Origin of the sequence: Caballeronia sp. Lep1P3 (genome assembly GCF_022879595.1) — a bacterium.
GTDB lineage: Bacteria > Pseudomonadota > Gammaproteobacteria > Burkholderiales > Burkholderiaceae > Caballeronia.
Map to the genome: position 1 here is coordinate 2,181,364 of NZ_CP084265.1, position 21,269 is coordinate 2,202,632.

The 21,269-nt window shown below is 66.0% G+C and carries 22 protein-coding genes and 1 tRNA gene; 14 read left to right on the plus strand and 9 right to left on the minus strand.

The genetic code is table 11. The features are described from left to right. Positions 1-4: 4 nt before the first annotated feature. The 3 genes from ribH to LDZ27_RS10240 are packed head-to-tail and all read left to right on the plus strand — an operon-like array spanning position 5 to position 2,158. Positions 5-517: a 6,7-dimethyl-8-ribityllumazine synthase gene (gene ribH, locus LDZ27_RS10230; RefSeq protein WP_244813985.1), complete on the plus strand. Its 513-nt coding sequence runs from the start codon at positions 5-7 to the stop codon at positions 515-517. Then, positions 514-948 (plus strand): transcription antitermination factor NusB, encoded by a 435-nt coding sequence (nusB, locus tag LDZ27_RS10235; protein ID WP_244813986.1) that lies wholly within the window; start codon positions 514-516, stop codon positions 946-948. Before ribH ends, nusB begins: the two co-directional genes overlap by 4 nt. A gap of 16 nt (positions 949-964) precedes the next feature. Next, positions 965-2,158 (plus strand): pyridoxal phosphate-dependent aminotransferase, encoded by a 1,194-nt coding sequence (locus tag LDZ27_RS10240; protein ID WP_244813987.1) that lies wholly within the window; start codon positions 965-967, stop codon positions 2,156-2,158. Positions 2,159-2,233: 75 nt separating this feature from the next. On the opposite strand, the gene LDZ27_RS10245 is transcribed toward LDZ27_RS10240, so the two are convergent. Together LDZ27_RS10245 and LDZ27_RS10250 are read right to left on the minus strand one after the other, a co-directional pair. Further along, positions 2,234-3,382, minus strand: a complete 1,149-nt coding sequence (locus tag LDZ27_RS10245) for a lytic transglycosylase domain-containing protein (RefSeq protein WP_244813988.1) — start codon at positions 3,380-3,382, stop codon at positions 2,234-2,236. Continuing rightward, complete coding sequence (locus tag LDZ27_RS10250) at positions 3,354-3,704, minus strand: hypothetical protein (protein ID WP_244813989.1); 351 nt, start codon at positions 3,702-3,704, stop codon at positions 3,354-3,356. Before LDZ27_RS10250 ends, LDZ27_RS10245 begins: the two co-directional genes overlap by 29 nt. A gap of 260 nt (positions 3,705-3,964) precedes the next feature. Between LDZ27_RS10250 and LDZ27_RS10255 the strand changes: the two genes are divergently transcribed. From LDZ27_RS10255 to LDZ27_RS10265, 3 genes are read left to right on the plus strand one after another with little or no spacing between them, the layout of a single operon-like run. Next, complete coding sequence (locus tag LDZ27_RS10255; RefSeq protein ID WP_244813990.1) at positions 3,965-5,566, plus strand: UbiD family decarboxylase; 1,602 nt, start codon at positions 3,965-3,967, stop codon at positions 5,564-5,566. Beyond that, complete coding sequence (locus tag LDZ27_RS10260) at positions 5,563-6,558, plus strand: asparaginase (RefSeq protein ID WP_244813991.1); 996 nt, start codon at positions 5,563-5,565, stop codon at positions 6,556-6,558. The genes LDZ27_RS10255 and LDZ27_RS10260 overlap by 4 nt, the downstream gene beginning before the upstream one ends. Further along, a complete protein-coding gene (locus LDZ27_RS10265; RefSeq protein ID WP_244816113.1) occupies positions 6,558-7,226 on the plus strand; it encodes a LysE family translocator in 669 nt (222 codons plus the stop codon). The genes LDZ27_RS10260 and LDZ27_RS10265 overlap by 1 nt, the downstream gene beginning before the upstream one ends. Before the next feature lie 11 nt (positions 7,227-7,237). Here the strand turns inward: LDZ27_RS10265 and LDZ27_RS10270 are convergent, their stop codons facing one another. The 4 genes from LDZ27_RS10270 to LDZ27_RS10285 all read right to left on the minus strand — a co-directional run bounded on the left by LDZ27_RS10270 (position 7,238) and on the right by LDZ27_RS10285 (position 9,567). Further along, positions 7,238-8,203, minus strand: coding sequence for a threo-3-hydroxy-L-aspartate ammonia-lyase (locus tag LDZ27_RS10270; protein WP_244813992.1), 966 nt, complete (start codon positions 8,201-8,203; stop codon positions 7,238-7,240). A gap of 126 nt (positions 8,204-8,329) precedes the next feature. Further along, entirely contained in the window at positions 8,330-8,629 is a 300-nt protein-coding gene (locus LDZ27_RS10275) for a hypothetical protein (protein ID WP_244813993.1), read from the minus strand. A 311-nt stretch (positions 8,630-8,940) separates the two neighbouring features. Further along, entirely contained in the window at positions 8,941-9,102 is a 162-nt protein-coding gene (locus LDZ27_RS10280; protein WP_016344705.1) for a hypothetical protein, read from the minus strand. Between the two features lie 252 nt (positions 9,103-9,354). Continuing rightward, complete coding sequence (locus tag LDZ27_RS10285) at positions 9,355-9,567, minus strand: hypothetical protein (protein ID WP_244813994.1); 213 nt, start codon at positions 9,565-9,567, stop codon at positions 9,355-9,357. 256 nt (positions 9,568-9,823) lie between these two features. On the opposite strand from LDZ27_RS10285, the gene LDZ27_RS10290 reads away from it, so the two are divergent. From LDZ27_RS10290 to trmB, 3 genes are all read left to right on the plus strand, one after another. Beyond that, entirely contained in the window at positions 9,824-10,384 is a 561-nt protein-coding gene (locus tag LDZ27_RS10290; protein WP_244813995.1) for a YggT family protein, read from the plus strand. Between the two features lie 64 nt (positions 10,385-10,448). Then, a tRNA-Gly gene (locus LDZ27_RS10295) sits at positions 10,449-10,523 on the plus strand. Positions 10,524-10,635: 112 nt separating this feature from the next. After that, positions 10,636-11,379, plus strand: a complete 744-nt coding sequence (gene trmB, locus LDZ27_RS10300) for a tRNA (guanosine(46)-N7)-methyltransferase TrmB (RefSeq protein WP_244813996.1) — start codon at positions 10,636-10,638, stop codon at positions 11,377-11,379. Between the two features lie 62 nt (positions 11,380-11,441). On the opposite strand, the gene LDZ27_RS10305 is transcribed toward trmB, so the two are convergent. The 3 genes from LDZ27_RS10305 to LDZ27_RS10315 all read right to left on the minus strand — a co-directional run bounded on the left by LDZ27_RS10305 (position 11,442) and on the right by LDZ27_RS10315 (position 13,253). Next, on the minus strand, positions 11,442-12,275 hold the full coding sequence (locus LDZ27_RS10305; RefSeq protein WP_244813997.1) for an undecaprenyl-diphosphate phosphatase: 834 nt from the start codon (positions 12,273-12,275) through the stop codon (positions 11,442-11,444). Between the two features lie 61 nt (positions 12,276-12,336). Continuing rightward, positions 12,337-12,924: a DUF1439 domain-containing protein gene (locus tag LDZ27_RS10310; protein ID WP_244813998.1), complete on the minus strand. Its 588-nt coding sequence runs from the start codon at positions 12,922-12,924 to the stop codon at positions 12,337-12,339. A 47-nt stretch (positions 12,925-12,971) separates the two neighbouring features. Further along, entirely contained in the window at positions 12,972-13,253 is a 282-nt protein-coding gene (locus LDZ27_RS10315) for a YkgJ family cysteine cluster protein (RefSeq protein WP_244813999.1), read from the minus strand. Between the two features lie 140 nt (positions 13,254-13,393). Between LDZ27_RS10315 and hemN the strand changes: the two genes are divergently transcribed. The 5 genes from hemN (at position 13,394) to xdhB (ending at position 21,234) form a co-directional block, all read left to right on the plus strand. Next, positions 13,394-14,785, plus strand: a complete 1,392-nt coding sequence (gene hemN / locus LDZ27_RS10320) for an oxygen-independent coproporphyrinogen III oxidase (protein ID WP_244814000.1) — start codon at positions 13,394-13,396, stop codon at positions 14,783-14,785. Between the two features lie 245 nt (positions 14,786-15,030). Then, on the plus strand, positions 15,031-16,410 hold the full coding sequence (locus tag LDZ27_RS10325; protein ID WP_244814001.1) for an amidase: 1,380 nt from the start codon (positions 15,031-15,033) through the stop codon (positions 16,408-16,410). Between the two features lie 140 nt (positions 16,411-16,550). Further along, a complete protein-coding gene (locus LDZ27_RS10330; protein ID WP_244816114.1) occupies positions 16,551-17,069 on the plus strand; it encodes a disulfide bond formation protein B in 519 nt (172 codons plus the stop codon). Between the two features lie 251 nt (positions 17,070-17,320). Further along, the gene (xdhA, locus tag LDZ27_RS10335) at positions 17,321-18,838 is read left to right on the plus strand and encodes a xanthine dehydrogenase small subunit (RefSeq protein ID WP_244814002.1); all 1,518 of its coding nucleotides are present in this window, start codon (positions 17,321-17,323) and stop codon (positions 18,836-18,838) included. Further along, positions 18,835-21,234 (plus strand): xanthine dehydrogenase molybdopterin binding subunit, encoded by a 2,400-nt coding sequence (gene xdhB, locus LDZ27_RS10340; RefSeq protein WP_244814003.1) that lies wholly within the window; start codon positions 18,835-18,837, stop codon positions 21,232-21,234. Before xdhA ends, xdhB begins: the two co-directional genes overlap by 4 nt. Positions 21,235-21,269: the final 35 nt, after the last annotated feature.

Genomic DNA, 21,269 nt, shown 5'->3' on the forward strand with positions numbered 1-21,269 from the left:
CCATATGGAAATCGGACAATACCAGCCGAACCTCGACGGTGACGGCCTGCGCATCGGCATCGTGCAGTCGCGCTTCAACGAACCGGTGTGCAACGGCCTCGCCGACGCCTGCATCGAGGAGCTGGAGCGCCTCGGCGTGATCGGCCAGGACGTGCTGCTCGTCACCGTGCCCGGCGCGCTCGAAATTCCGCTCGCGCTGCAAAAGCTCGCGGAATCGGGCCAGTTCGACGCGCTGATCGCGCTCGGCGCCGTAGTGCGCGGCGAGACGTATCACTTCGAGCTCGTCTCGAACGAAAGCGGCTCGGGCATTTCGCGCATCGCGCTCGATTTCGGCGTTCCGGTGGCGAACGCCGTGCTGACGACCGAGAACGACGAACAGGCCGTCGCCCGCATGACCGAAAAAGGCCGCGACGCGGCGCGCGTGGCCGTCGAAATGGCGAACCTCGCGGTCGCGCTCGAACAACTGGGCGGCGACGACGAAGAAGACGACGAAGACGAAGACGAGGACCGCGCATGAAGAGCGCTCGACGCCGCTCGCGTGAACTCGCGACGCAAGGGCTTTACCAATGGCTGCTGTCGGGCGCGCCCGGCGGCGAGATCGACGCGCAACTGCGCAACGCGCAGGGCTTCGACAAGGCCGACCACGAACATCTCGATGCGATCCTGCACGGCGTCATCAAGGAAGCCGATGCGCTTTCCGAGCAACTGCAGCCGTGCCTCGACCGCCCGATCGAGCAACTGTCGCCGGTCGAGCGCGCGGTGCTGCTCGTCGCCGCGTTCGAGTTCAAGCATCACCTCGACATTCCGTATCGCGTGGTCATCAACGAAGCGGTCGAACTGACGAAGACGTTCGGCGGCTCGGACGGCTACAAGTACGTGAACGGCGTACTCGACAAGCTCGCGCTCGCGATGCGCCCGGCCGAAGCGCAGGCGCGCGGCCGCGGCTAACGGAAATTTCCTGTCAATGAACACAGTCTCGGAGCCGCTCATGCGGCTCGCCTCCCGCGTCGACGCCATCGAGCCGTTCTACGTGATGGAGCTGATGAAGGACGCGCAGGCGCTGGAACGCGCGGGGCGCGACATCATCCACATGGGCATCGGCGAGCCGGATTTCACCGCGCCGGAACCCGTCACGCATGCCGCCGCCGATGCGCTGCGCCGCGGCGTCACGCAGTACACGAACGCGCTCGGCGTCACGGCGCTGCGCGAGGCGATCGCCGCCCATTACCGCGACGCGTTCGGCCTCACGGTCGATCCGGCGCGCATCGTGGTGACGGCGGGCGCGTCGGCGGCGCTGTTGCTCGCGTGCATGACGCTCGTCGACAAAGGCGACGAAGTGCTGATGCCCGATCCGTGCTATCCCTGCAACCGGCATTTCGTGTCGGCGGCGGACGGCAAGCCGGTGCTGATCGCGAGCGGCCCCGCTGAGCGCTTCCAGCTCACGGCCGAACAGGTCGAAGCGCACTGGACGCCCGCGACGCGCGGCGTGCTGCTCGCGTCGCCGTCGAACCCGACGGGCACGTCCATCGAGCCGGCGGAATTGCGGCGCATCGTCGATAAGGTGCGCGAGCGCGGCGGCTTCACGATCGTCGACGAGATTTACCAGGGCTTGAGCTACGACGCAAAGCCGGTTTCCGCGCTTTCCTTCGGCGACGATGTCGTGACGGTCAACAGCTTCTCGAAGTACTTCAACATGACGGGCTGGCGGCTCGGCTGGCTCGTCGTGCCGCACGCGATGATCGGCGCGGTGGAGAAGCTGTCGCAGAATCTGTTCATCTGCGCGTCGGCGCTGGCGCAGCATGCCGCGCTCGCGTGCTTCGAACCGGAGACGCTCGCGATTTACGAAGCACGGCGGCTGGAGTTCAAGCGGCGTCGCGACTACATCGTGCCGGCGCTGCGCTCGCTCGGCTTCGGCGTGCCGGTGGTGCCGGACGGCGCGTTCTACGTCTACGCCGACACAACGGGCGTGCCGCACCCCGCCGCCGGCGATAGCGAAGCCCTCACGCGCTCGATGCTTCATGACGCGGGCGTCGTCCTCGTGCCGGGCGCGGATTTCGGGTTCCACGCGCCGCAGCGCTACATACGGCTCTCATATGCGACGGCTTATTCGAAGCTCGAAGAGGCGGTGTCGCGCCTCGATGATCTGTTCCAGCGCTAAGCCGCGTTTCGTCAGGCAAAGAAAAAGGGCACCGCCGAGGTGCCCTTTTTTTTCGTCTGCTGTTCTGCGTCGCGATCAGGCGCCGAACTCCGCCGAAACGCCATGCTTCGATTCGCCGGCATCGCCATCGTCCTGAGCGTCGGCCTTCTTCGCCGCGTCGATGCTGACGTGAACGCGCTTGCCCGTATCCGCCGATGCGGAAGCCAGCACCTGCTTCGGAGCGCTCTGAACCGGCGCTTGCGGCGCGTTGATCGGCACGTTGCGGCCGCGCGCGACATCGCGCAGACGCGCACGTTCGGCCAGCACCTTCGCGCCGTAACCGCCGTCGTCCTGCGTCGTCGAACCGACGTAGAAGCGCAGGCCACCCGCGACCGAGCCGCCGCGCGCGATGCAATCCTTCAGCACCAGCGCGCCGACCTTGATATTGGCGAGCGGATCGAGCGCCGCGTGCGAGCCGCCGAAGTACTGGAACTTGTCCGAATGAACCTTCGACATGACCTGCATCAGGCCCTGCGCGCCCACGCCGCTTTCCGCATACGGATTGAAGCCGGATTCGATTGCCATCACCGAGAGCAGCAAGAGCGGGTCGAGGCCGACTTCGCGACCGGTGTCGAACGCGGCGCGGACCAGTTGGCTCACCGGCTCCTCGGCCACGCGGTAACGCCGCGCGATGAAGTTCGCGACCAGCTTCTGCTCGCGTGTCGAGATGAGCACGCGGTCGTCGCGCGCATCGGCGACGACGCGCTGCGTGGGAATCGCGTTCGCGAGCATCGCGACGGACGGCATGCTGCGAGGATCGAGCCCGTTCGGCGACACGGCGAGGCTGATGCCGCCCGTCAACTGGCGCGTGGATTCATCGTCGCTGGCGGCGGCGCCGAGCGACGGCGCGCGCGCGGACGGCGCGATGGCCGCGTCGGGATTGGCGGCGAGGCTCACTGCGTCGCCCTCGCCCGGCCGATGATGCACCGCGGAGAACGGCGGCAGCGGCTGGCCGGCGAGCAGCCGCGCGGGACCGGCCTGGACGGCTTCCGACACGAAAGGCATGATTCGTGCGGCGAATGTCGTGCGCCAGGAAGGCAGAAGCCAGAGCGCGAGCGCCGTGACGACGGCTGCGCAGCCAACGAGACTAAAAAGAGTGTGACTCATACGGCTTCCACGACGCAGCGCGGTGCGCATTGCCTGCGCTGCGCGCGTGTCAGGACGCCACGATAACCAAGCGTTCATCGATGCTCCCAATGTTGCATGATTTACGCTGATGAATACCGGCAAACCGGCATCCGAAAGCGCAAATCAGACACCGCTCGCTCTTGGCAAGCGTAAGCGGCATCGGGGAAACGGCATGCGCCGTCTGGAAAGCCGGTCCGGCGAAAACGGCCGGCGTGCGCGGCACGAACGACATGCCCTCGTGCGCAGATGGCTTTCCACGCGAAAAACCGGCGCGAGAAACGCCGGCAGTGACAACCAACAGCCATGAATCGCCGGGCAGGTGCGGCGCAGGCGACGCATAGCGTCTTAAAAGACCTGAGGCAGCGGTAAAAAGTTTCAAAACCTGCAATCAATGCGAAGCGATTCTAGCAGGGTTTAATGATCCGTCAATGCTATAGCCTTGTGTTTCAATTACTTACAGTTATGATGAACACCGTTTAGGAGCGCCAGCGCACGCTTTGACGGCGCTTTCCAGCGGAATCCGCTGAATGTCCGCGAGCGCACGGACGCACCCGCAGGTAAAATCGACAATCGCCAAGCGCGCAGCCGTCCCGCCCATCCCGCTCACCGTAGCGGCCTCGAGTCACCTTCCGACCATCGATGAAATATAAAGATCTGCGCGACTTCACCGCCCGCCTCGAAGCGATCGGTGAACTGCGCCGCATCCGCCAGCCTGTCTCCCCAGCCCTCGAAATCACCGAACTGTCCGATCGCGTGCTGCGCTCGGGCGGCCCCGCGTTGCTTTTCGAAGCGCCGACCGGCCACACCATGCCCGTGCTCGCGAACCTGTTCGGCACCACGCGCCGGGTGGCGCTCGGCGTGGGCATCGAAACGCCCGCGCAAAACGGTGCCGACGCGAGCCTCGGCAGCGACACCGCCGCGCTCGGTTCCTTGCGCGATGTGGGCCGGCTGCTCTCGGCGCTCAAGGAGCCGGAGCCGCCGCGCGGCCTGAAGGACGCCGGCAAGCTGCTCTCGCTCGCCAAGGCGGTCTGGGATATGGCGCCGAAGTCGGTGAGCGCGCCGCCGTGCCAGGAAGTCGTATGGGAAGGCAACGACGTCGATCTCGCGCGTCTGCCCATTCAGACGTGCTGGCCCGGCGACGCCGGTCCGCTGCTCACCTGGGGCCTCACGGTTACGCGCGGGCCGAACAAGTCGCGCCAGAACCTCGGCATCTACCGGCAGCAACTGATCGGTCGCAACAAGCTCATCATGCGCTGGCTTGCGCATCGCGGCGGCGCGCTCGACTTCCGCGAGTTCGCGCTGGCGAATCCCGGCAAGCCGTATCCGGTCGCGGTCGTGCTCGGCGCCGATCCGGCGACGATTCTCGGCGCGGTCACGCCTGTCCCCGACACGCTCTCCGAATACCAGTTCGCCGGATTGCTGCGCGGCTCGCGCACGGAACTCGCCAGGTGCCTGACGCCGGGCGTCGACACCTTGCAGGTGCCTGCGCGCGCGGAAATCGTGCTGGAAGGCTTCATCCATCCGCAGGAGGGCGCGCTGCCGCCGGCGCCGGAAGGCGCGCCGCCGCGTCCGTCGGCGGGTGCGGCCGCGCGCTATGAGCACGCGCTGGAAGGTCCGTATGGCGATCACACCGGCTATTACAACGAGCAGGAGTGGTTTCCGGTTTTCACCGTCGAGAAGATCACGATGCGCCGCGACGCGCTCTTTCACTCGACTTACACCGGCAAGCCGCCCGACGAGCCCGCCGTGCTGGGCGTCGCGCTCAACGAAGTCTTCGTGCCGCTCCTGCAAAAGCAGTTTCCCGAGATCACCGATTTTTATCTGCCGCCCGAAGGCTGCAGCTACCGCATGGCCATCGTGCAGATGAAAAAGAGCTACGCCGGCCACGCGAAGCGCGTGATGCTCGGCGTCTGGAGCTTCCTGCGGCAGTTCATGTACACGAAGTTCATCGTCGTCGTGGATGAAGACGTCAACGTGCGCGACTGGAAGGAAGTGATCTGGGCGATCACCACGCGCGTCGATCCCACGCGCGATACGGTCATGGTCGACAACACGCCGATCGATTATCTCGATTTCGCGTCGCCGGTCGCGGGCCTCGGCTCGAAGATGGGACTCGACGCGACCAACAAGTGGCCGGGCGAAACGAATCGCGAATGGGGCCGCCCGATCGCGATGGATGCGGCCGTCAAGCGGCGCGTCGATACGCTGTGGACCGAACTCGGGCTGGAGGACAAACGATGATCGCGGCAACGCTGTATCGGGGAAACGCTGTCGAAAACACGCACGCGGCGCACGTCGCCGTCGTCGATGAAAACGGCCGGCTGCTGCATTCGTTCGGCAATCCGCATCGCGTGACGCTGCCGCGCTCGGCCGCGAAGCCGGCGCAGGCGTTCGCCGTCATGGAAACCGGCGCGCTCGAGCGCTTCGGTTTCGATGACGCCGATCTCGCGCTGATGTGCGGCTCGCATAGCAGCGAGCCGCGTCACATCGAGCGTGCGCGCGCGATGCTCGCGAAGGCGGACGTAAGCGAAGACGACCTGCGCTGCGGCGGCCATCCGCCGATCTCGGACGCCGTCTATAAAGACTGGATTCGGCGCGATTTCACGCCGACGCCCGTGTGCAGCAACTGTTCGGGCAAGCACGCGGGCATGCTCGCGGGCGCCAAGGCAATCGGCGCGCCGCTCGACGGCTATCACCTGCCCGAGCATCCGCTGCAAGCGCGCGTGAAACGCACGATGGCGCATGCCGTCGACCTGTCGTCCGACGACGTGCAATGGGCCATCGACGGATGCAATCTGCCGACGCCCGCCTTCGCGCTCGACCGTCTCGCGCGGCTCTACATGAAAATCGCCGCCGCGCCCGAAGACACGCCGCTTGGCCGCATTCATCGGGCGATGACCTCGCACCCGGAACTCGTCGCGGGCGAAGGCCGCTTCTGCACGCTGCTCATGCGCGCGTTCGGCGGCGCGCTCGTCGCCAAGACCGGCGCGGACGCGAGCTATGCGATCGGCGTGCGGCGTCCCGAAGGCGCGCTCGGCATCGCGGTGAAAGTGGAGGACGGCAATCTCGCCGTGCTGCACGCGGTCGTCGCGCATGCGCTCGATCTGCTCGGCATCGGCAGCGCCGAACAACGCCGCGCGCTCGACGACTTCCGCAATCCGCCGATGCGCAACACGATGGGCGTCACCACCGGACGGCTCGACGTCACCCTCACGCTCGACGGCCACGCATGATACACTCGTGGTCGTTGATGTCCGACGGGTTTTTCCTGTCGCTGTCGCTGTGTCTGGATATCGGGATCGCCAACGTCGCGATCATTTCGCTCGCGTTGTCGCAAGGCTTCAGGCCCGGGCTCGTGCTCGGTCTTGGTACGTGCTTCGGCGACCTGCTCTACGCGGCGCTCGCGCTCGCGGGCATGTCGGCGTTGCTGCAGTTTCCGGCCGTGCGGTGGATCGTGTGGATCGGCGGCGGCATTGTGCTGCTCTTTCTCACCTGGAAGATGGCGCGCGAAGCGCTGAATCCGGCGTCCGCGCCGCCGGTAGAAGGGCAAGCCGATGCGCGCTTGCCGCGTCAGGCGCATCTCAGGAGCTTTTTGCGCGGATGCCTGCTCGCGGTTTCATCGCCGAGTGCGATTCTGTGGTTCGCGGCGGTCGGCGGGGCACTGATCGCCAAGGCGGGCGCGACGAGCCCCGTCAGCGCGTCGGTTTTTCTGCTGGGCTTCTTCTGCGGCGGGCTCGGCTGGACGATCTTCATCTGCACGCTGGCGAGCCACGGCAGAAAGCGCGCCGGCACGCGCCTCTTACGCGCGTGCCACGTGTTTTCGGCGCTCCTCTTCGCGTATTTCGCGTACAGCGTGATCGTCGACGGATACCGCGAGCTGATCGTCAACGCGGCGTCATAACGCTTGCGGATTCAAGCCAGAAACTGCGCGAGCCGCGACAAGTCGACGTTGCCGCCGCTCACGATCACGCCCACGCGCTTGCCCTCGACTGGCACGATCTTCTGAAGCACGGCGGCTGCCGCGAGACAGCCGGTCGGCTCGACGACCATCTTCATGCGCTGCGCGAAGAAACGAAGCGTGTCGATGAGCTGCGCGTCGCTCACGGTGACGATGCGATCCACGTTCTTTTGGATGATCGGGAAGTTGTATTCGCCGACATGCGTGGAAGCGGCGCCATCGGCGATGGTGCGCGGCACGTCGATATGCACGATCTCGCCGCGCGCGAGCGATTGCTGCGCGTCGTTGCCCGCTTCCGGCTCCACGCCGATCACCTTGCACGATGGCGACAGCGCGGCCGCCGCGAGCGCGCATCCGGCGATCAGCCCGCCGCCGCCGAGACACACGAAGAGGTAATCGAGCGGGCCGGTTTCCTCGATCAACTCTTTCGCCGCCGTGCCCTGCCCCGCGATCACGTGCGGATGGTCGTAAGGCGGAATCAGCGTCATGCCGCGCTCCTGCGCGAGCGCGCGGCCGATCTGCTCGCGATCCTGCGTATAGCGGTCATACGTGATGACTTCGCCGCCGTAGCCGCGCGTGGCTTCCATCTTCGCGGCGGGCGCGTCTTCCGGCATGATGATCGTCGCGCGGATGCCGGCGAGCTTCGCCGACAACGCGATCGCCTGCGCGTGATTGCCCGACGAGTACGTGATGACGCCGGCGGCGCGCTGACGGTCGTCGAAATGCGAGATTGCGTTGTAGGCGCCGCGAAACTTGAACGCGCCCATGCGCTGAAAGTTCTCGCACTTGAAGAAGAGCGATGCGCCCGCGATTTCGTCGGCGGTGCGGGACGTGAGCACGGGCGTGCGATGCGCGTAGCCTTCGATAAGCCGGGCGGCATCGGCGACATCGTCGTAAGTCGGGGCGGGAAGTGGGAGCATGGGTCGGATAATCGCGTCGGGAAAGCGCCATTTTCGCGAAGTCCGGCTCTATTCGGAATAGCGCAGGCGATTGCAGGCGCAAAAAAAGCCCCTGTGCGGGGCTTGCGTGAAAAACGCGCGAGGCGTTTATCTGTGCCAGTGGCCGTAGCCGCGGCCGTAATAGCCGTGCCGCCAATACGGGCGGCCGTAATAACCGTAGTTATAACCGCCGACGATCACGGCAGGCGGCGGTGAATAGACGACAGGCGGAGGCGGCGCCACATAAACGGGCTGCGGCGGCGCGACATACACCGGCGCCGGCGGCGCCTGATAAACCGGATAGGCCGGCACCCCGATGCCAACGCCGATCGACACATGCGCTTCTGCTGCACTCGCCGCGCCGAACCCGAGCGCACCGGCGACCAAAAGACTTCCGAGCTTTTTCACTTTCGTTCTCCTCGCCGCTTTCGCCCGGTCCATCCGGTCGCGCGGCGGCATGATTCGAATTTAGCGAAAAAGCATTGGGACCGCAGCGCCCATTTGTTGCAAATTGCAAGCTGCTTAATGCGCGCTTGCGGATTGAAAGGCCGTTCCCGACCGCCGATTACCGACGACGCCTGATTCCGCCGGGCCATCCTTCCGGACGTAGAAAACGACGAGAAAACTCGCGTAACGTCTATTTACAAATAAACGAAAAGCCCCGCCGGATGTCGCGCCCGGCGGGGCTTCGCATCTCTTGCGCGAACTGCCCGCGCGCGTCAGCCGACTTTCACGTAGGCGAATTCGCGCGTCACATTGGGCGGGACATAGGCGCCGCCAATCACGACGCGCGGCGTCAACCGCTTTTTCTGATCCCACCAGCGGCGACGCTGGGCCTGGCTCAAGAACCGCAGATGCTTTCGATAAGAGAAAATGCTCATGCGACCTCCGAACGTAGCGTATTGAAAACTTCGCGGGAAACAGACCGAACTCACGTTATGCCGTTTCTCGTTGACTCCACTTGTTCTTAGTATTCGCGCCCTGTTCGTTCACCAATGTTCGCAAAGGAACCTAATAACGCCGTAGACGTGCGCTGACGTACATTTTTAGCAGAAAACATGCCACGCGTTGTGACGCTGGCTGTATCCGGCGTCTCGGTTGGCGATTTTCTGTTTCCCTATCCTGCCATTTCTTTAAGCAAAACGCTCATCGCGACCGTCTTGCGCGGGCAACATCAGGGTTTTCAGGCAATGCGCGCCGGCGCGGCTCGTGGCTTGCAGCGCGCTTTCATTCTTTCTGGGCGACAATCCCCCGTCCTTGTTCGACAACGCGCCCAAGCCGTCGCGAAGCCATGATAAGGTGACGTCCGGCGCCCCACCGGCATTGACGATGGGCGGGGAACGCAAGTCGCCGCGAGCCGCAAAAACGAATCGCGATCTTCCGAATAGCAGACGCTCGATGCCCTGCCGGTCGCGATGACTTTGGCGCGATATTCAGTCCAGAGAACGAACAATGATCAAGGTCAGCCGATACGACACGCCCTCTGCCTCCGTGCCCGCCCGCTGCTTGCGCGCGGGCTGCTAGCTTTATCGTCCGTTCCCTTTCGCTTTTCCCGACCCCGGCGCGGCACCCTCGCCGTGCATGTTTTCAAGAGGACCCGAGATGTTCGGCGATATCGCCCGTTTTCTGCTCAACACTGTTTTCACCCTGTTCGGCGCGGCGCTTCTGCTGCGCGCCTGGATGCAGGTCGTGCGCATGCCGCCGTACAACCCGGTTTCGAATGCCGTCATGCAGGCGACCAACTGGATCGTGCTGCCGCTGCGCAAGATTCTTCCGGGCGGCAAGATCGACTGGGCGAGCATTCTCGCCGCTTTCATCGCGGCGCTCGTCTATGTGACGCTGATGGTGTTTCTCGCGGGCGTCGATCCGACGCTCATGATGCCGATGCTCGCGCTCGTCGCGGTGCTGACGGTCGTGAAATGGGCGCTGAACCTCATCATCTGGATGACGATTCTGATGGCGCTGCTCTCGTGGCTGAACCCGCAGTCGCCCGCCATGCCGCTGCTGTATCAGATCACCGCGCCGTTTCTCGATCCGTTGCGTCGCATTCTGCCGCGTCTCGGGGGCATCGACCTGTCGCCGATTCTGCTTTTCGTGATCGTGCAGGTGTTGTTGATGGTCGTGACGCGCGTCGCCGTGTCGATGACGCTCTTCGGCATCTAAACCCGACGCGCCGCCCGCCGCAATTGCGCGGCGGCGCGCGTTGCGCTTACAATAGCCGACTCACGCGGGCGTCGTATAATGGCTATTACCGTAGCTTCCCAAGCTACTGACGTGGGTTCGATTCCCATCGCCCGCTCCAGAATCGCGAGAAAGCCGCCTCCCTTACCGAGGCGGCTTTTTAGTTTCCGCACGCACGCCTTGCTAACCGCGCGCTCCCGGCGCAACGCATCCTACGCATTGCAACCGCACCCATGAATCACAATCCCCACGACGACGAAGACGACGCCAGCCCTCCCCGCCAACCCGCAGACGGAGAATCAGAACCGCTGCATCATCGGCGCATTCGCAGCTTCGTCACGCGCGCGGGACGCGTGTCGCCGGGACAGCAACGCGCGATCGACCAACTCGGTCCGCGCTTCATCGTGCCGTACACGCCGGAACTTCCCGACTGGGACGCGCTCTTTGGCCGTCACGCGCCGCGCGTGCTGGAAATCGGCTTCGGCATGGGCGCGACCACTGCGGAAATCGCGGCGGCGCGTCCCGGCGACGACTTCATCGGCGTGGAAGTTCACGAGCCGGGCGTCGGCGCGCTGCTCAAGCTGATCGGCGAACAGGCGCTCGGCAACATTCGCATCCTTCAGCATGACGCCGTGGAAGTGCTGGAGCATATGATCGCGCCCGCGTCGCTCGACGGCGTCCACGTCTATTTCCCGGACCCGTGGCACAAGGCGCGGCATCACAAGCGCCGCCTGATCCAGCCGAAGTTCGTGTCGCTGCTCGCATCGCGCCTGAAGCCGGGCGGCTATCTGCATCTCGCAACGGACTGGCAGAACTACGCGGAGCAGATGCTCGAGGTGCTGTCGGCGGAAGCCGCGCTCGACAACACCGCGGACGGCTACGCGCCGCGTCCGGAGTTCCGTCCGGTGACGAAGTTCGAGCGACGCGGCTTGCGGCTCGGACATGGCGTGTGGGACCTGATGTTCCGCCGCAAGTAAGCACGGCCACAAACGAAAAACGCCACGACCGTGGCGTTTTTTTTCACTGGATTCGTCGCGGATCAATCCGCCCAGCTCAATCCACCGCTATACCCGACGATCAGGATCAGCAGGCCGAAGCCGATGCGATACCACGCGAACGCCGTGAAATCGTGCGAGGCGACGTAGCGCAGCAGCCATCGCACGCAGACGAACGCGCTCACGAACGCCGCGACGAGCCCGATCGCGAAGAGGCCGAAATCGTTGACGGTGAGCGTGCGCCAGTATTTCGCCATCTCGTAAAGCGTCGCGCCGAAGATGATCGGAATGGCGAGGAAGAACGAGAATTCCGTCGCGGCGCGGCGGTCCAGCCCGAAGAGCATCCCGCCGATGATCGTCGCACCGGAGCGCGACGTGCCCGGAATCAGCGCCAAACATTGCGCGAGGCCGACCTTGAAGGCATCGGCGAACGTGATGTCGTCGACCGAATGCACGCGCGGCGCGGCGCCGCGATCGCGCTGGCGCGCCTCCGCCCACAGGATCACGATGCCGCCGACGATCAGCGCCACCGAAACCGGCACCGGCGAAAACAGCAGCGTCTTGATCTTCTTCTCGAGCAGCAGCCCGAGCACGATAGCCGGAATCGTCGCAATGATGACGTTCACCGCGAAGCGCCGCGCGTCCGGGCGGCTCGGCAGGCCGCTCACCACCGAGCCGATCTTCGCGCGATATTCCCAGCAGATGGCGAGAATCGCACCGAACTGAATGACGACATCGAATGTCTTGGCTTGCGCATCCGTGAAGTTCAGCAGGCTTCCCGCAACGATCAGATGCCCGGTGCTGGACACCGGCAGGAATTCGGTCAAGCCCTCGACGACGCCCAGCACGAGCGCCTTCACCATCAGAATCCAGTCCATCCTTCAGCCCTTGTTTACTGTTTTTGCTGTGGGTGTGGAGCACCGCGCCGAGACTTTCGATCTATTTCTCGACGATCTGCACGCGTATGCCGTTTGTAAGGACTGTGATTGTACCGGGTTCGTAAGATACGCCCGCGAACTGGAGTTCCTCGGGCTTGAACGTGTAGATGGGATAGCGGTCGAGCAGTTGCGCGGCAAGCATCGCGCCGGCCCCGGCGATTTGTTGGTTGTACTGCGCAGCGTCGCCGGTTAGCTGCGAATCGTCAACTGTCGGCGAGACGAGAACGACCGAGCGGCTCGGTGCGTCGTAAGCCAGTTGCGTCGACAACGTGAACGCGCCGTTCACCGGATTCGGCATGAACGGCGTGGAAAGCCGCGCATCGACGCGAACCGTCACGCGATTGCGATCCGCCGCCATGCCGACGACGGGATTGCTCAACACGACATCGAATATCTGCCGGGCCGTGCGTTCGAGCGGAAACTTGCGCGCGACGGCTTCCTGCACCTGCTTCTGTGAAAACGTGTAGTGATCCGGAATGAACGGAAAGACGGACGCGGCGCGGGCCGCGCCATTGAACGCGATCACCGGCAAGGCAGCGAGCCCTGCCAGCATGAACCGGCGCCGCAGCGGCGCGACGGGTTTCGGCATGCGGGGTTTCTCCTGTGGTTGGCGCTGGGTTGCTTAATGCCCGACGCTCATCCCGGTTGCGTCGCGCGTTCGAGCCGCGTGAGCCATTCGATCGCGTGTTCGCGCGTCTCGCCGCACATGTCGGCGGCGGGCTGCAAGCCGCCGCAGAACGCCGGCCGGCGCGGGTCGCCGAACAGCTTGCAGCGCAGGTCGTCGTCGAGCTGGATGCAGCGCTCGCCCGCGCGTTTGCCGTCGGGCATGCCGGGAATCGGGCTGGTAATGGACGGCGCGATGCAGCAGGCGCCGCAGCCTTCGCGGCACGCGTGCGGCGGGGAAGACGAATCGGACATGAAGGAATCGGGCGATAAAGCCAGCAAAGCGCCATTGTCCCACGGACGCCGCGAGCCGCTGCGACGTTATCACGCAAGGCCCGCGCGCCGCGCCCGCGTAAGATCGGCGCAACTCGACCCGGCGCAACGCAAACCCGCCCATGACACCCGCCGACACCCCCGACACGCTCTTCCGCCCGGACCTGCTCGCGCGCTACGACGCGCACGGCCCGCGCTACACGTCGTATCCGACCGCTGTCCAATTCTCGGAATCGTTCGATCCCGCGCATTACTTCGACGCCGCGAATCGGGGCGGCGCATCGTCGGAGCTGTCGCTGTACTTCCACATCCCGTTCTGCGACACCGTCTGCTTCTACTGCGGATGCAACAAGGTCGCGACGAAGAATCGCGCCCACGCGCGCCCGTACCTGGACCGCATGAAGCGCGAACTCGCGATGCAGGCCGCGTGCTTCGATACCGCGCGCCCCGTCACGCAGCTTCACTGGGGCGGCGGCACGCCCACGTTCCTGTCTCACGACGAAATGGCCGAGCTGATGGCCGCGACGTCCGAGCATTTCGATCTCGTTTCCGACGCGCGCGCCGAATATTCGATCGAAGTCGATCCGCGCGAAGCCTCCGCGCAAACCATCGCGTTATTGCGCGAACTGGGCTTCAACCGGCTGAGTCTCGGCGTGCAGGACTTCGACGAGCGCGTGCAGCGGGCCGTCAACCGCATTCAGCCGCGCGCGATGACCGAGGACGTCATGCGCGCCGCGCGCGAGCACGCCTTCAAGTCGGTGAGCGTGGATCTCATCTACGGCCTGCCCCATCAGAGCGTCGAGAGCTTCACGCGCACGCTCGACGCGATCATCGCGCTCGCGCCGGACCGCGTCTCGGTCTTCGGCTACGCGCACATGCCCGCGCTCTTCAAGATGCAGCGTCAGATCGACGAAGCCGCGCTGCCCTCGCCCGCCGTGCGGCTCGCGATTCTCGAGCGCGTGATCGAGCGGATGAGCGATGCGGGCTACGTCTACATCGGCATGGATCATTTCGCGCTGCCCGGCGACGAACTCGCGCGCGCACACAAGGCTGGCACGCTTCAGCGCAACTTCCAGGGCTACAGCACGCACGCGGACTGCGATCTGATCGGCATCGGCGCATCGTCGATCGGCAAAGTCGGCGACGTCTATGCGCAAAACGCGCGCGATCTCGCCGACTACGCCGCCGCGATCGACGCGGGCCGCTTCGCCATCCAGCGCGGCGTGCGGCTCTCTGCCGACGACCTTCTACGCCGCGAGATCATCATGCGGCTCATGTGCGGCGGCGCGGTGCAGTACGCGCAGATCGAGCGCGCGCACGGCATCGCGTTCGAAGACGCTTTCGCCGGCGAAATCGCGCGCCTCGCGCCGATGGCGGACGACGGACTCGTCGACATCGCGCGCGACGCGATCCGCGTCCTGCCGGCGGGACGCATGCTCGTGCGCAACGTGGCATCCGTCTTCGACCGCTATCTGGGACAAACGCCCGTCAAGCGCTTCTCGCGCACGATCTGAGCGCGAGAAGCGCAACGATGCGCGCCGCGAAGGCGTCGAGCGCTCGCGTATTTCTTACTGCGCTGGCTTAGAATGACAGCCACCCTGGGCGCCCGTTTTTCTGCCGTGTGAAAAGCGCGCGCCTGTCCCGATATCCGCCGATGCCCGCGACGCCGCGCGCACCGGTTCGCCGCCGCGCATGCAGCAAGCGAAACAGGCCGTGCGTTTCGCGCAGGCTGCCGCCGGCCACGCTACTGCCCGACGCCATGCCAACCACTTCGCCGCAGTTTGCCCCGCTTGCCCTCCTCGCCGCCGAACTCAGGTGCGGCCGCACGACGAGCCGCGCGCTCGTCGAAACCGCGCTCGAACGCATCGCCGATCCGAACGGGCAAGGTTCGACCGTTTTCCTGCAGGTCGATGCCGATCACGCTCGCGCCGCCGCCGACGCCCACGACGCGCTGCGCCGCGCGGGCACGGTGCTCTCGCCGCTCGCGGGCATTCCGGTTTCGGTGAAAGATCTCTTCGACGTCGAAGGCCAGGTGACGCGCGCCGGATCGCGCGCGCTCGACGGCGCCGCGCCCGCCAAAGCCGACGCCATCACGGTCGCGCGCCTGCGACGCGCGGGCGCGGTCATCGTCGGGCGGACGAACATGAGCGAATTCGCGTTCTCGGGACTCGGCCTGAATCCGCATTACGGGACGCCGCGCTCGCCTTTTCACGCGAACGTGCCGGGCGACGAACGCATCGCGGGCGGATCGTCGGCGGGCGCGGCGGCATCGGTGGCGGACGGCATGGCGGCGGTCGCGCTCGGCACCGACACCGGCGGCTCCATCCGCATTCCCGCCGCGCTGTGCGGTCTCGCGGGCTTCAAGCCGACCGCGAGCCGCATCCCGAAACAGGGCGGCGTGCCGCTTTCGAAAACGCTGGATTCGTTCGGGCCGATCGGCGTGTCGGTGGCGTGCTGCGCGCTCGTCGATCGCATTCTGGCCGGCCGCGAGCCCGAAGTCCCGGCTACGCGCCCGCTCGACGGCGTGCGCCTCGGCGTGCTCACGAACTACGTGACCGACGGCGTGGAAGCGCCGGCGGCGCAGGCGGTGCAGGCGGCCGTCGATCATCTGGCGGCGGCGGGCGCGCTCGTCGAGGATGGGCGCTTTGCGCCGCTCGACCGGCTGCCGGAAATCAATCGCTTCGGTCTCGTCGCGATCGAAGCGTATGCGTGGCATCGCAAGCTGATCGCCGAACATGGCGGAAAATACGATCCGCGCGTGCTCGCGCGCCTCATGCGCGCGGAGAGTGCGAGCGCCGCCGATTACATCGATTTGTGCGAAGCGCGCGCCGCCATGATCGACGCCGCGCGCACGACGCTCTGGCAGCGTTTCGACGCGATTCTCTGCCCGACCGTGCCGGTGCTGCCGCCGCGCATCGCCGAACTCGTTTCCGACGACGACCTTTTCGCGCGCACGAACGCACTGATCCTGCGCAATCCCACCACGTTCAATTTTCTCGATGCCTGCGCGCTGTCGCTGCCGTGCCATCGGCGCGGCGATGCGCCCGTCGGCCTCATGCTCGCCGCCGCGCCCAACGCCGACGACACGCTGCTTTCCATCGGCCGGGCCGTCGAAGCCGTGCTGGAGACGACGCGCTAAAGAGCCGTCGTCCGCCCGAATCGCCGCCGACTCTGCGCGGCCGGCGATCGCGCTAGAATTTGTGCGCGACGCCCCGTAAATCAGGTGCTTCCTTCTCGAAACGTTGCGAAACAATGAACAACCATCTACATCAATTCACGATGCACGAGGGCGACCGCGCCTTGCGGCGCGAGCGTCGGCTGCTGACGCTGCTCGGTTTCGTGTGCCTCGCGCTCGTCGGCGGCGCGCTGTATCTGCAGTTCTTCCACGGCCAGGACCCGTGTCCGCTGTGCATCATCCAGCGTTATTTCTTCGTGCTGATCGCCGTGTTCGCCTTTCTCGGCGCGGGATTCAACGGCTGGCGCGGCATCGCGCTGCTGGAGACGCTGGTGCTGCTTTCCGCGCTCGGCGGCGTGGCGACGGCCGCGCGCCATGTCTACATCCAGGCCAATCCCGGCTTCAGTTGCGGATTCGACGCGCTGCAGCCCGTCGTCGACAGTCTTCCGCCCGCGCGCTGGCTACCGCAAGTCTTCAAGGTCGCGGGCCTCTGCGAGACGCCTTATCCGCCGATCTTCGGCCTGTCGCTTCCGCAGTGGTCGCTCGTCGCGTTCGCGGTCATCTTCGTTTTCGTCGCGTTGAGCCTTCGCCTGAGGCGCAACGCACGCGCAGCGGCGCGATAACCGTTTTTCCGCGCGGGCGCGACTTCGTCGCCCGCGCGCGTCGCCCTCCCCGCCGAAGCATTTCCCTTCCCCGCATCAGCGCTTGCGCATAACCTTGATACGGTCCCGACAATATTTTTGGGATATTGCGGTGCTATGGTCGAGGCTGGATGGCGATCTACGTGCGCGCAGTCCCGCTTGCAGCCGAATTTCGGGATGCAGGCGGAAAACCGCGTAACGCGCGCCCGGTCCGCAATGTCCCTGACTGGCTCATGACAACGCACACCATCCGTTTCCTTGCTCGCGGCGCCATCCTTGACGTCGCCGATGCGCCCGCCACGCGCACGGTGCTCCAGCATTTGCGCGAATCCCAGGGCTGCACCGGCACGAAGGAAGGCTGCGCCGAGGGTGACTGCGGCGCGTGCACCGTCGTTGTCGGCGAGCTGGATTCAGGCGGCGAGCTCGCGCTGAAGGCCGTCAACGCGTGCATCCAGTTTTTGCCGACGCTCGATTCGCGCGCGCTCTTCACGGTCGAAGACCTGCGCGGCGCAAACGGCGCGCTGCATCCGGTGCAGCAGGCGCTCGTCGATTGCCACGGCTCGCAATGCGGCTTCTGCACGCCGGGCTTCGTCATGTCGCTGTGGGCGCTTTATCACGCTCATCCGCGCGATGCCGGCCCGCCCTCGCGCGACGAAATCGCCGCCGCCATCTCCGGCAACCTGTGCCGCTGCACGGGCTACCGGCCCATCGTCGATGCCGCCGAGCGCATGTTCGACTACCCGCCGCCCGCCTTCGACCGCGATGCGATCCGGCAAACGCTAGTGAGCCTGCGCCGCACGCAGACCTTCGAATACCGCGCGCCGGACGCGTTCGGCACGCCGGCGTTCCACGCGCCCGTCACGCGCGCCGAATTCGCGCGCCTGCGGGCAGCGAATCCGAACGCACGGCTGCTCGCGGGCAGCACGGACGTCGGCCTATGGGTCACGAAGCAGTTTCGCGATCTGGGCGACATCCTGTTCATCGGCAATGTGGATGAACTGAAGCGCATCGAGCGCGATGCGCAGACGCTGACCATCGGCGCGGCGGCATCGCTTGAAGACGCTTATGCCGCGCTCACCGCCGATTACCCCGAACTCGCGGAACTGTGGACGCGCTTCGCGTCGCGCCCGATCCGCAACGCCGGCACGCTCGGCGGCAACGTCGCGAACGGCTCGCCGATTGGCGATTCGATGCCCGCGCTCATCGCGCTGAACGCCGAACTCGTGCTGCAAAAAGGCGACGCGATGCGCACCATGCCGCTCGATGCGTTCTACCTCGCGTATCAGAAGACCGCGCTCGAAGCTGGCGAATTCGTCGCGGCGATCCGCGTGCCGCGCCCGCGCGCGGACCTGCGCTTTCGCACCTACAAGGTGGCCAAGCGCTACGACCAGGACATTTCCGCCGTCTGTGCGGCCTTCGCGATCCGGCTCGACGACGCGCACCGCGTGACCCACGCGCGCATCGCGTTCGGCGGGATGGCCGCGACGCCCAAACGCGCGGCGAACGCGGAAGCCGCGCTCGTCGGCCACGACTGGACCGACGCCGCCGTGCGCGCCGCGATGGACGCGCTCGACACCGACTTCCAGCCGCTCACGGACATGCGCGCGTCGAGCGCATATCGCGCGAAGGTGGCGCGCAACCTGCTGCGGCGTTTCCATCTGGAGACGCGCGCCGACGCGCCGCTCGCGCTCGCCGACGTAAGCGCGTTCGCCTACGCCGCGCATGCGCCCGTCTCCGAGGAGCAGCCATGAACAAGGCCAGCGAACCGATTCCGCTCGATTCCGCCGCAAGTCCCGCCGATGCGGCGGGCGCCGCGTTGCCGCACGAATCGGCGGCGCTGCATGTCAGCGGCGAAGCCATTTACACCGACGACATCGCCGAGCTGCGCGGCACGCTCCACGCGGCGCTCGGGCTGTCGCGATATGCGCACGCGCGCATCGTGTCGATGAACCTCGATGCCGTGCGCGCCGCGCCCGGCGTGATTGCCGTGCTCAGCGCCGCCGACATTCCCGGCGAGAACAATTGCGGGCCGGTTCTGCACGACGACCCGATCCTCGCCGCCGACGAAGTGCAGTATCTCGGCCAGCCGGTGTTCGCCGTTATCGCCGAGACGCACGATCTCGCGCGCCGCGCCGCCGCGCTCGCCAAAAGCGACGACGTCCTGCGCTACGAGCCGCTCGAAGCCGTGCTCACGCCGCGCGAAGCGAAGGCGCGCAAGCAGTTCGTGCTGCCGCCGCTGCATCTGCGGCGCGGCGATCCGGACGCGCGCATCGCGAATGCGGCGCATCGCATCGCCGGGGAATTCGAAGTCGGCGGACAGGAGCAGTTCTATCTCGAAGGACAAGTGGCGTATGCCGTGCCGAAGGAGTCGGACGGCATGCTCGTCTATAGCTCGACGCAGCATCCGAGCGAGATGCAGCAGGTCGTCGCGCACATGCTCGACTGGCCGACGCACGCGGTCGTGTGCGAATGCCGGCGCATGGGCGGCGGCTTCGGCGGCAAGGAATCGCAATCGGCGCTCTTCGCGTGCGTGGCGTCGCTGGCGGCACATGGGCTGAAGCGTCCCGTCAAGCTGCGCGCCGACCGCGACGACGACTTCATGATTACCGGCAAGCGCCATGACGCGGTCTACGAATACGAAGCCGGCTTCGACGACGACGGACGCATCGTCGGCGCGCGCGTGGACATCGCGTTGCGGGCGGGCTACTCGGCGGACTTGTCGGGCGCGGTCGCGACGCGCGCGGTCTGTCACTTCGACAACGCGTATTTTCTGAGCGACGTCGATATCCGCGCGTTCTGCTGCAAGACGAACACGCAGTCGAACACCGCGTTTCGCGGCTTCGGCGGCCCGCAAGGTGCGTTCGTGATGGAAGTGATGCTCGACGAAATCGCGCATCGCCTGAAGCGCGATCCGCTCGACGTGCGGCGCGCGAACTTCTACGGCATCGAGGAGCGCAACGTGACGCCGTATGGTCAGCCCGTCGCGGACAACGTGATCGCGCCGCTCGCCGACGAACTGATCGCATCGAGCGATTACCGCGCGCGCCGCGAAGCGATCGCCGCGTTCAACGCGACAAGCAGCGTGCTCAAGCGCGGCATCGCGTTCACGCCGGTCAAGTTCGGCATCTCGTTCAACGTGCCGTTTCTGAATCAGGCGGGCGCGCTCGTGCACGTCTACAAGGACGGCTCCGTGCTCGTGAATCACGGCGGCACCGAAATGGGCCAGGGCCTCAACACGAAGGTCGCGCAAGTGGTGGCGAGCGTGTTCGGCATCGGCCTGGCGCGCGTGCGCGTCACGGCGACGGATACGTCGAAGGTCGCGAATACATCGGCGACGGCGGCATCGACCGGAAGCGATCTCAACGGCAAGGCGGCCGAAGCGGCGGCGCTCGCCATCCGTTCGCGCTTGGCCGAACTCGCCGCGAAGCAGTTCGGCGGCGCGGCGGCGGACGTGCGCTTTCATGGCGGCGTGGTGGAGGCGAACGGCGGCCAGATGCCGTTCGATCAGCTGATCGCGGCGGCGTATCTCGCGCGCGTGCAGTTGTGGTCCGACGGCTTCTACGCCACGCCGAAAGTGCATTGGGACGCGAAGATGCTCACGGGCCATCCGTTCTACTACTTCGCGTATGGCGCGGCGGTGTCGGAAGTCGTGATCGATACGCTCACCGGCGAATGGAAACTGCTGCGCGCCGATCTGCTGCACGACGCGGGACGTTCGATCAATCCGGCCATCGACATCGGGCAAGTGGAAGGCGGCTTCATTCAGGGCATGGGCTGGCTCACGACCGAAGAACTCTGGTGGAACCGCGACGGGCGCCTGATGACGCACGCGCCGTCCACGTACAAGATTCCCGCCGTCAGCGACACGCCCGCCGCGTTCAACGTCGCGCTCTTCCGAAGCGCCGGCAACGACAACGCCGAGCCGACGATATTCCGCTCGAAAGCCGTTGGCGAGCCGCCGCTTTTGCTGGCGTTTTCGGTGCTGCTCGCGATCCGCGCGGCGATCGCCGCCTGCGCGCCCTCGGCGAACGACGCGCCGAAGCTGCGCGCGCCCGCGACGCCCGAAGCGATTCTCGACGCGCTCGACGCGCTGAATGCGCTGAATGTGCCCGCGTTCGAGGCGCAACCCGCCGCCCCGGTAAACTAGCGCCTGCGACGACGCAAAACACGAACCACCCGGAG

Bases quoted from the DNA above. Each gene is read 5' to 3' on its own strand.
- ribH (WP_244813985.1), top strand. From the start codon at position 5: ATGGAAATCGGACAATACCAGCCGAACCTCGACGGTGACGGCCTGCGC.
- hemN (WP_244814000.1), top strand. From the start codon at position 13,394: ATGACACCCGCCGACACCCCCGACACGCTCTTCCGCCCGGACCTGCTC.
- LDZ27_RS10255 (WP_244813990.1), top strand. From the start codon at position 3,965: ATGAAATATAAAGATCTGCGCGACTTCACCGCCCGCCTCGAAGCGATC.
- LDZ27_RS10245 (WP_244813988.1), bottom strand. From the start codon at position 3,382: ATGAACGCTTGGTTATCGTGGCGTCCTGACACGCGCGCAGCGCAGGCA.
- nusB (WP_244813986.1), top strand. From the start codon at position 514: ATGAAGAGCGCTCGACGCCGCTCGCGTGAACTCGCGACGCAAGGGCTT.
- LDZ27_RS10315 (WP_244813999.1), bottom strand. From the start codon at position 13,253: ATGTCCGATTCGTCTTCCCCGCCGCACGCGTGCCGCGAAGGCTGCGGC.
- LDZ27_RS10310 (WP_244813998.1), bottom strand. From the start codon at position 12,924: ATGCCGAAACCCGTCGCGCCGCTGCGGCGCCGGTTCATGCTGGCAGGG.
- LDZ27_RS10270 (WP_244813992.1), bottom strand. From the start codon at position 8,203: ATGCTCCCACTTCCCGCCCCGACTTACGACGATGTCGCCGATGCCGCC.
- trmB (WP_244813996.1), top strand. From the start codon at position 10,636: ATGAATCACAATCCCCACGACGACGAAGACGACGCCAGCCCTCCCCGC.
- xdhB (WP_244814003.1), top strand. From the start codon at position 18,835: ATGAACAAGGCCAGCGAACCGATTCCGCTCGATTCCGCCGCAAGTCCC.
- xdhA (WP_244814002.1), top strand. From the start codon at position 17,321: ATGACAACGCACACCATCCGTTTCCTTGCTCGCGGCGCCATCCTTGAC.
- LDZ27_RS10305 (WP_244813997.1), bottom strand. From the start codon at position 12,275: ATGGACTGGATTCTGATGGTGAAGGCGCTCGTGCTGGGCGTCGTCGAG.
- LDZ27_RS10330 (WP_244816114.1), top strand. From the start codon at position 16,551: ATGCACGAGGGCGACCGCGCCTTGCGGCGCGAGCGTCGGCTGCTGACG.
- LDZ27_RS10280 (WP_016344705.1), bottom strand. From the start codon at position 9,102: ATGAGCATTTTCTCTTATCGAAAGCATCTGCGGTTCTTGAGCCAGGCC.
- LDZ27_RS10240 (WP_244813987.1), top strand. From the start codon at position 965: ATGAACACAGTCTCGGAGCCGCTCATGCGGCTCGCCTCCCGCGTCGAC.
- LDZ27_RS10260 (WP_244813991.1), top strand. From the start codon at position 5,563: ATGATCGCGGCAACGCTGTATCGGGGAAACGCTGTCGAAAACACGCAC.
- LDZ27_RS10290 (WP_244813995.1), top strand. From the start codon at position 9,824: ATGTTCGGCGATATCGCCCGTTTTCTGCTCAACACTGTTTTCACCCTG.
- LDZ27_RS10325 (WP_244814001.1), top strand. From the start codon at position 15,031: ATGCCAACCACTTCGCCGCAGTTTGCCCCGCTTGCCCTCCTCGCCGCC.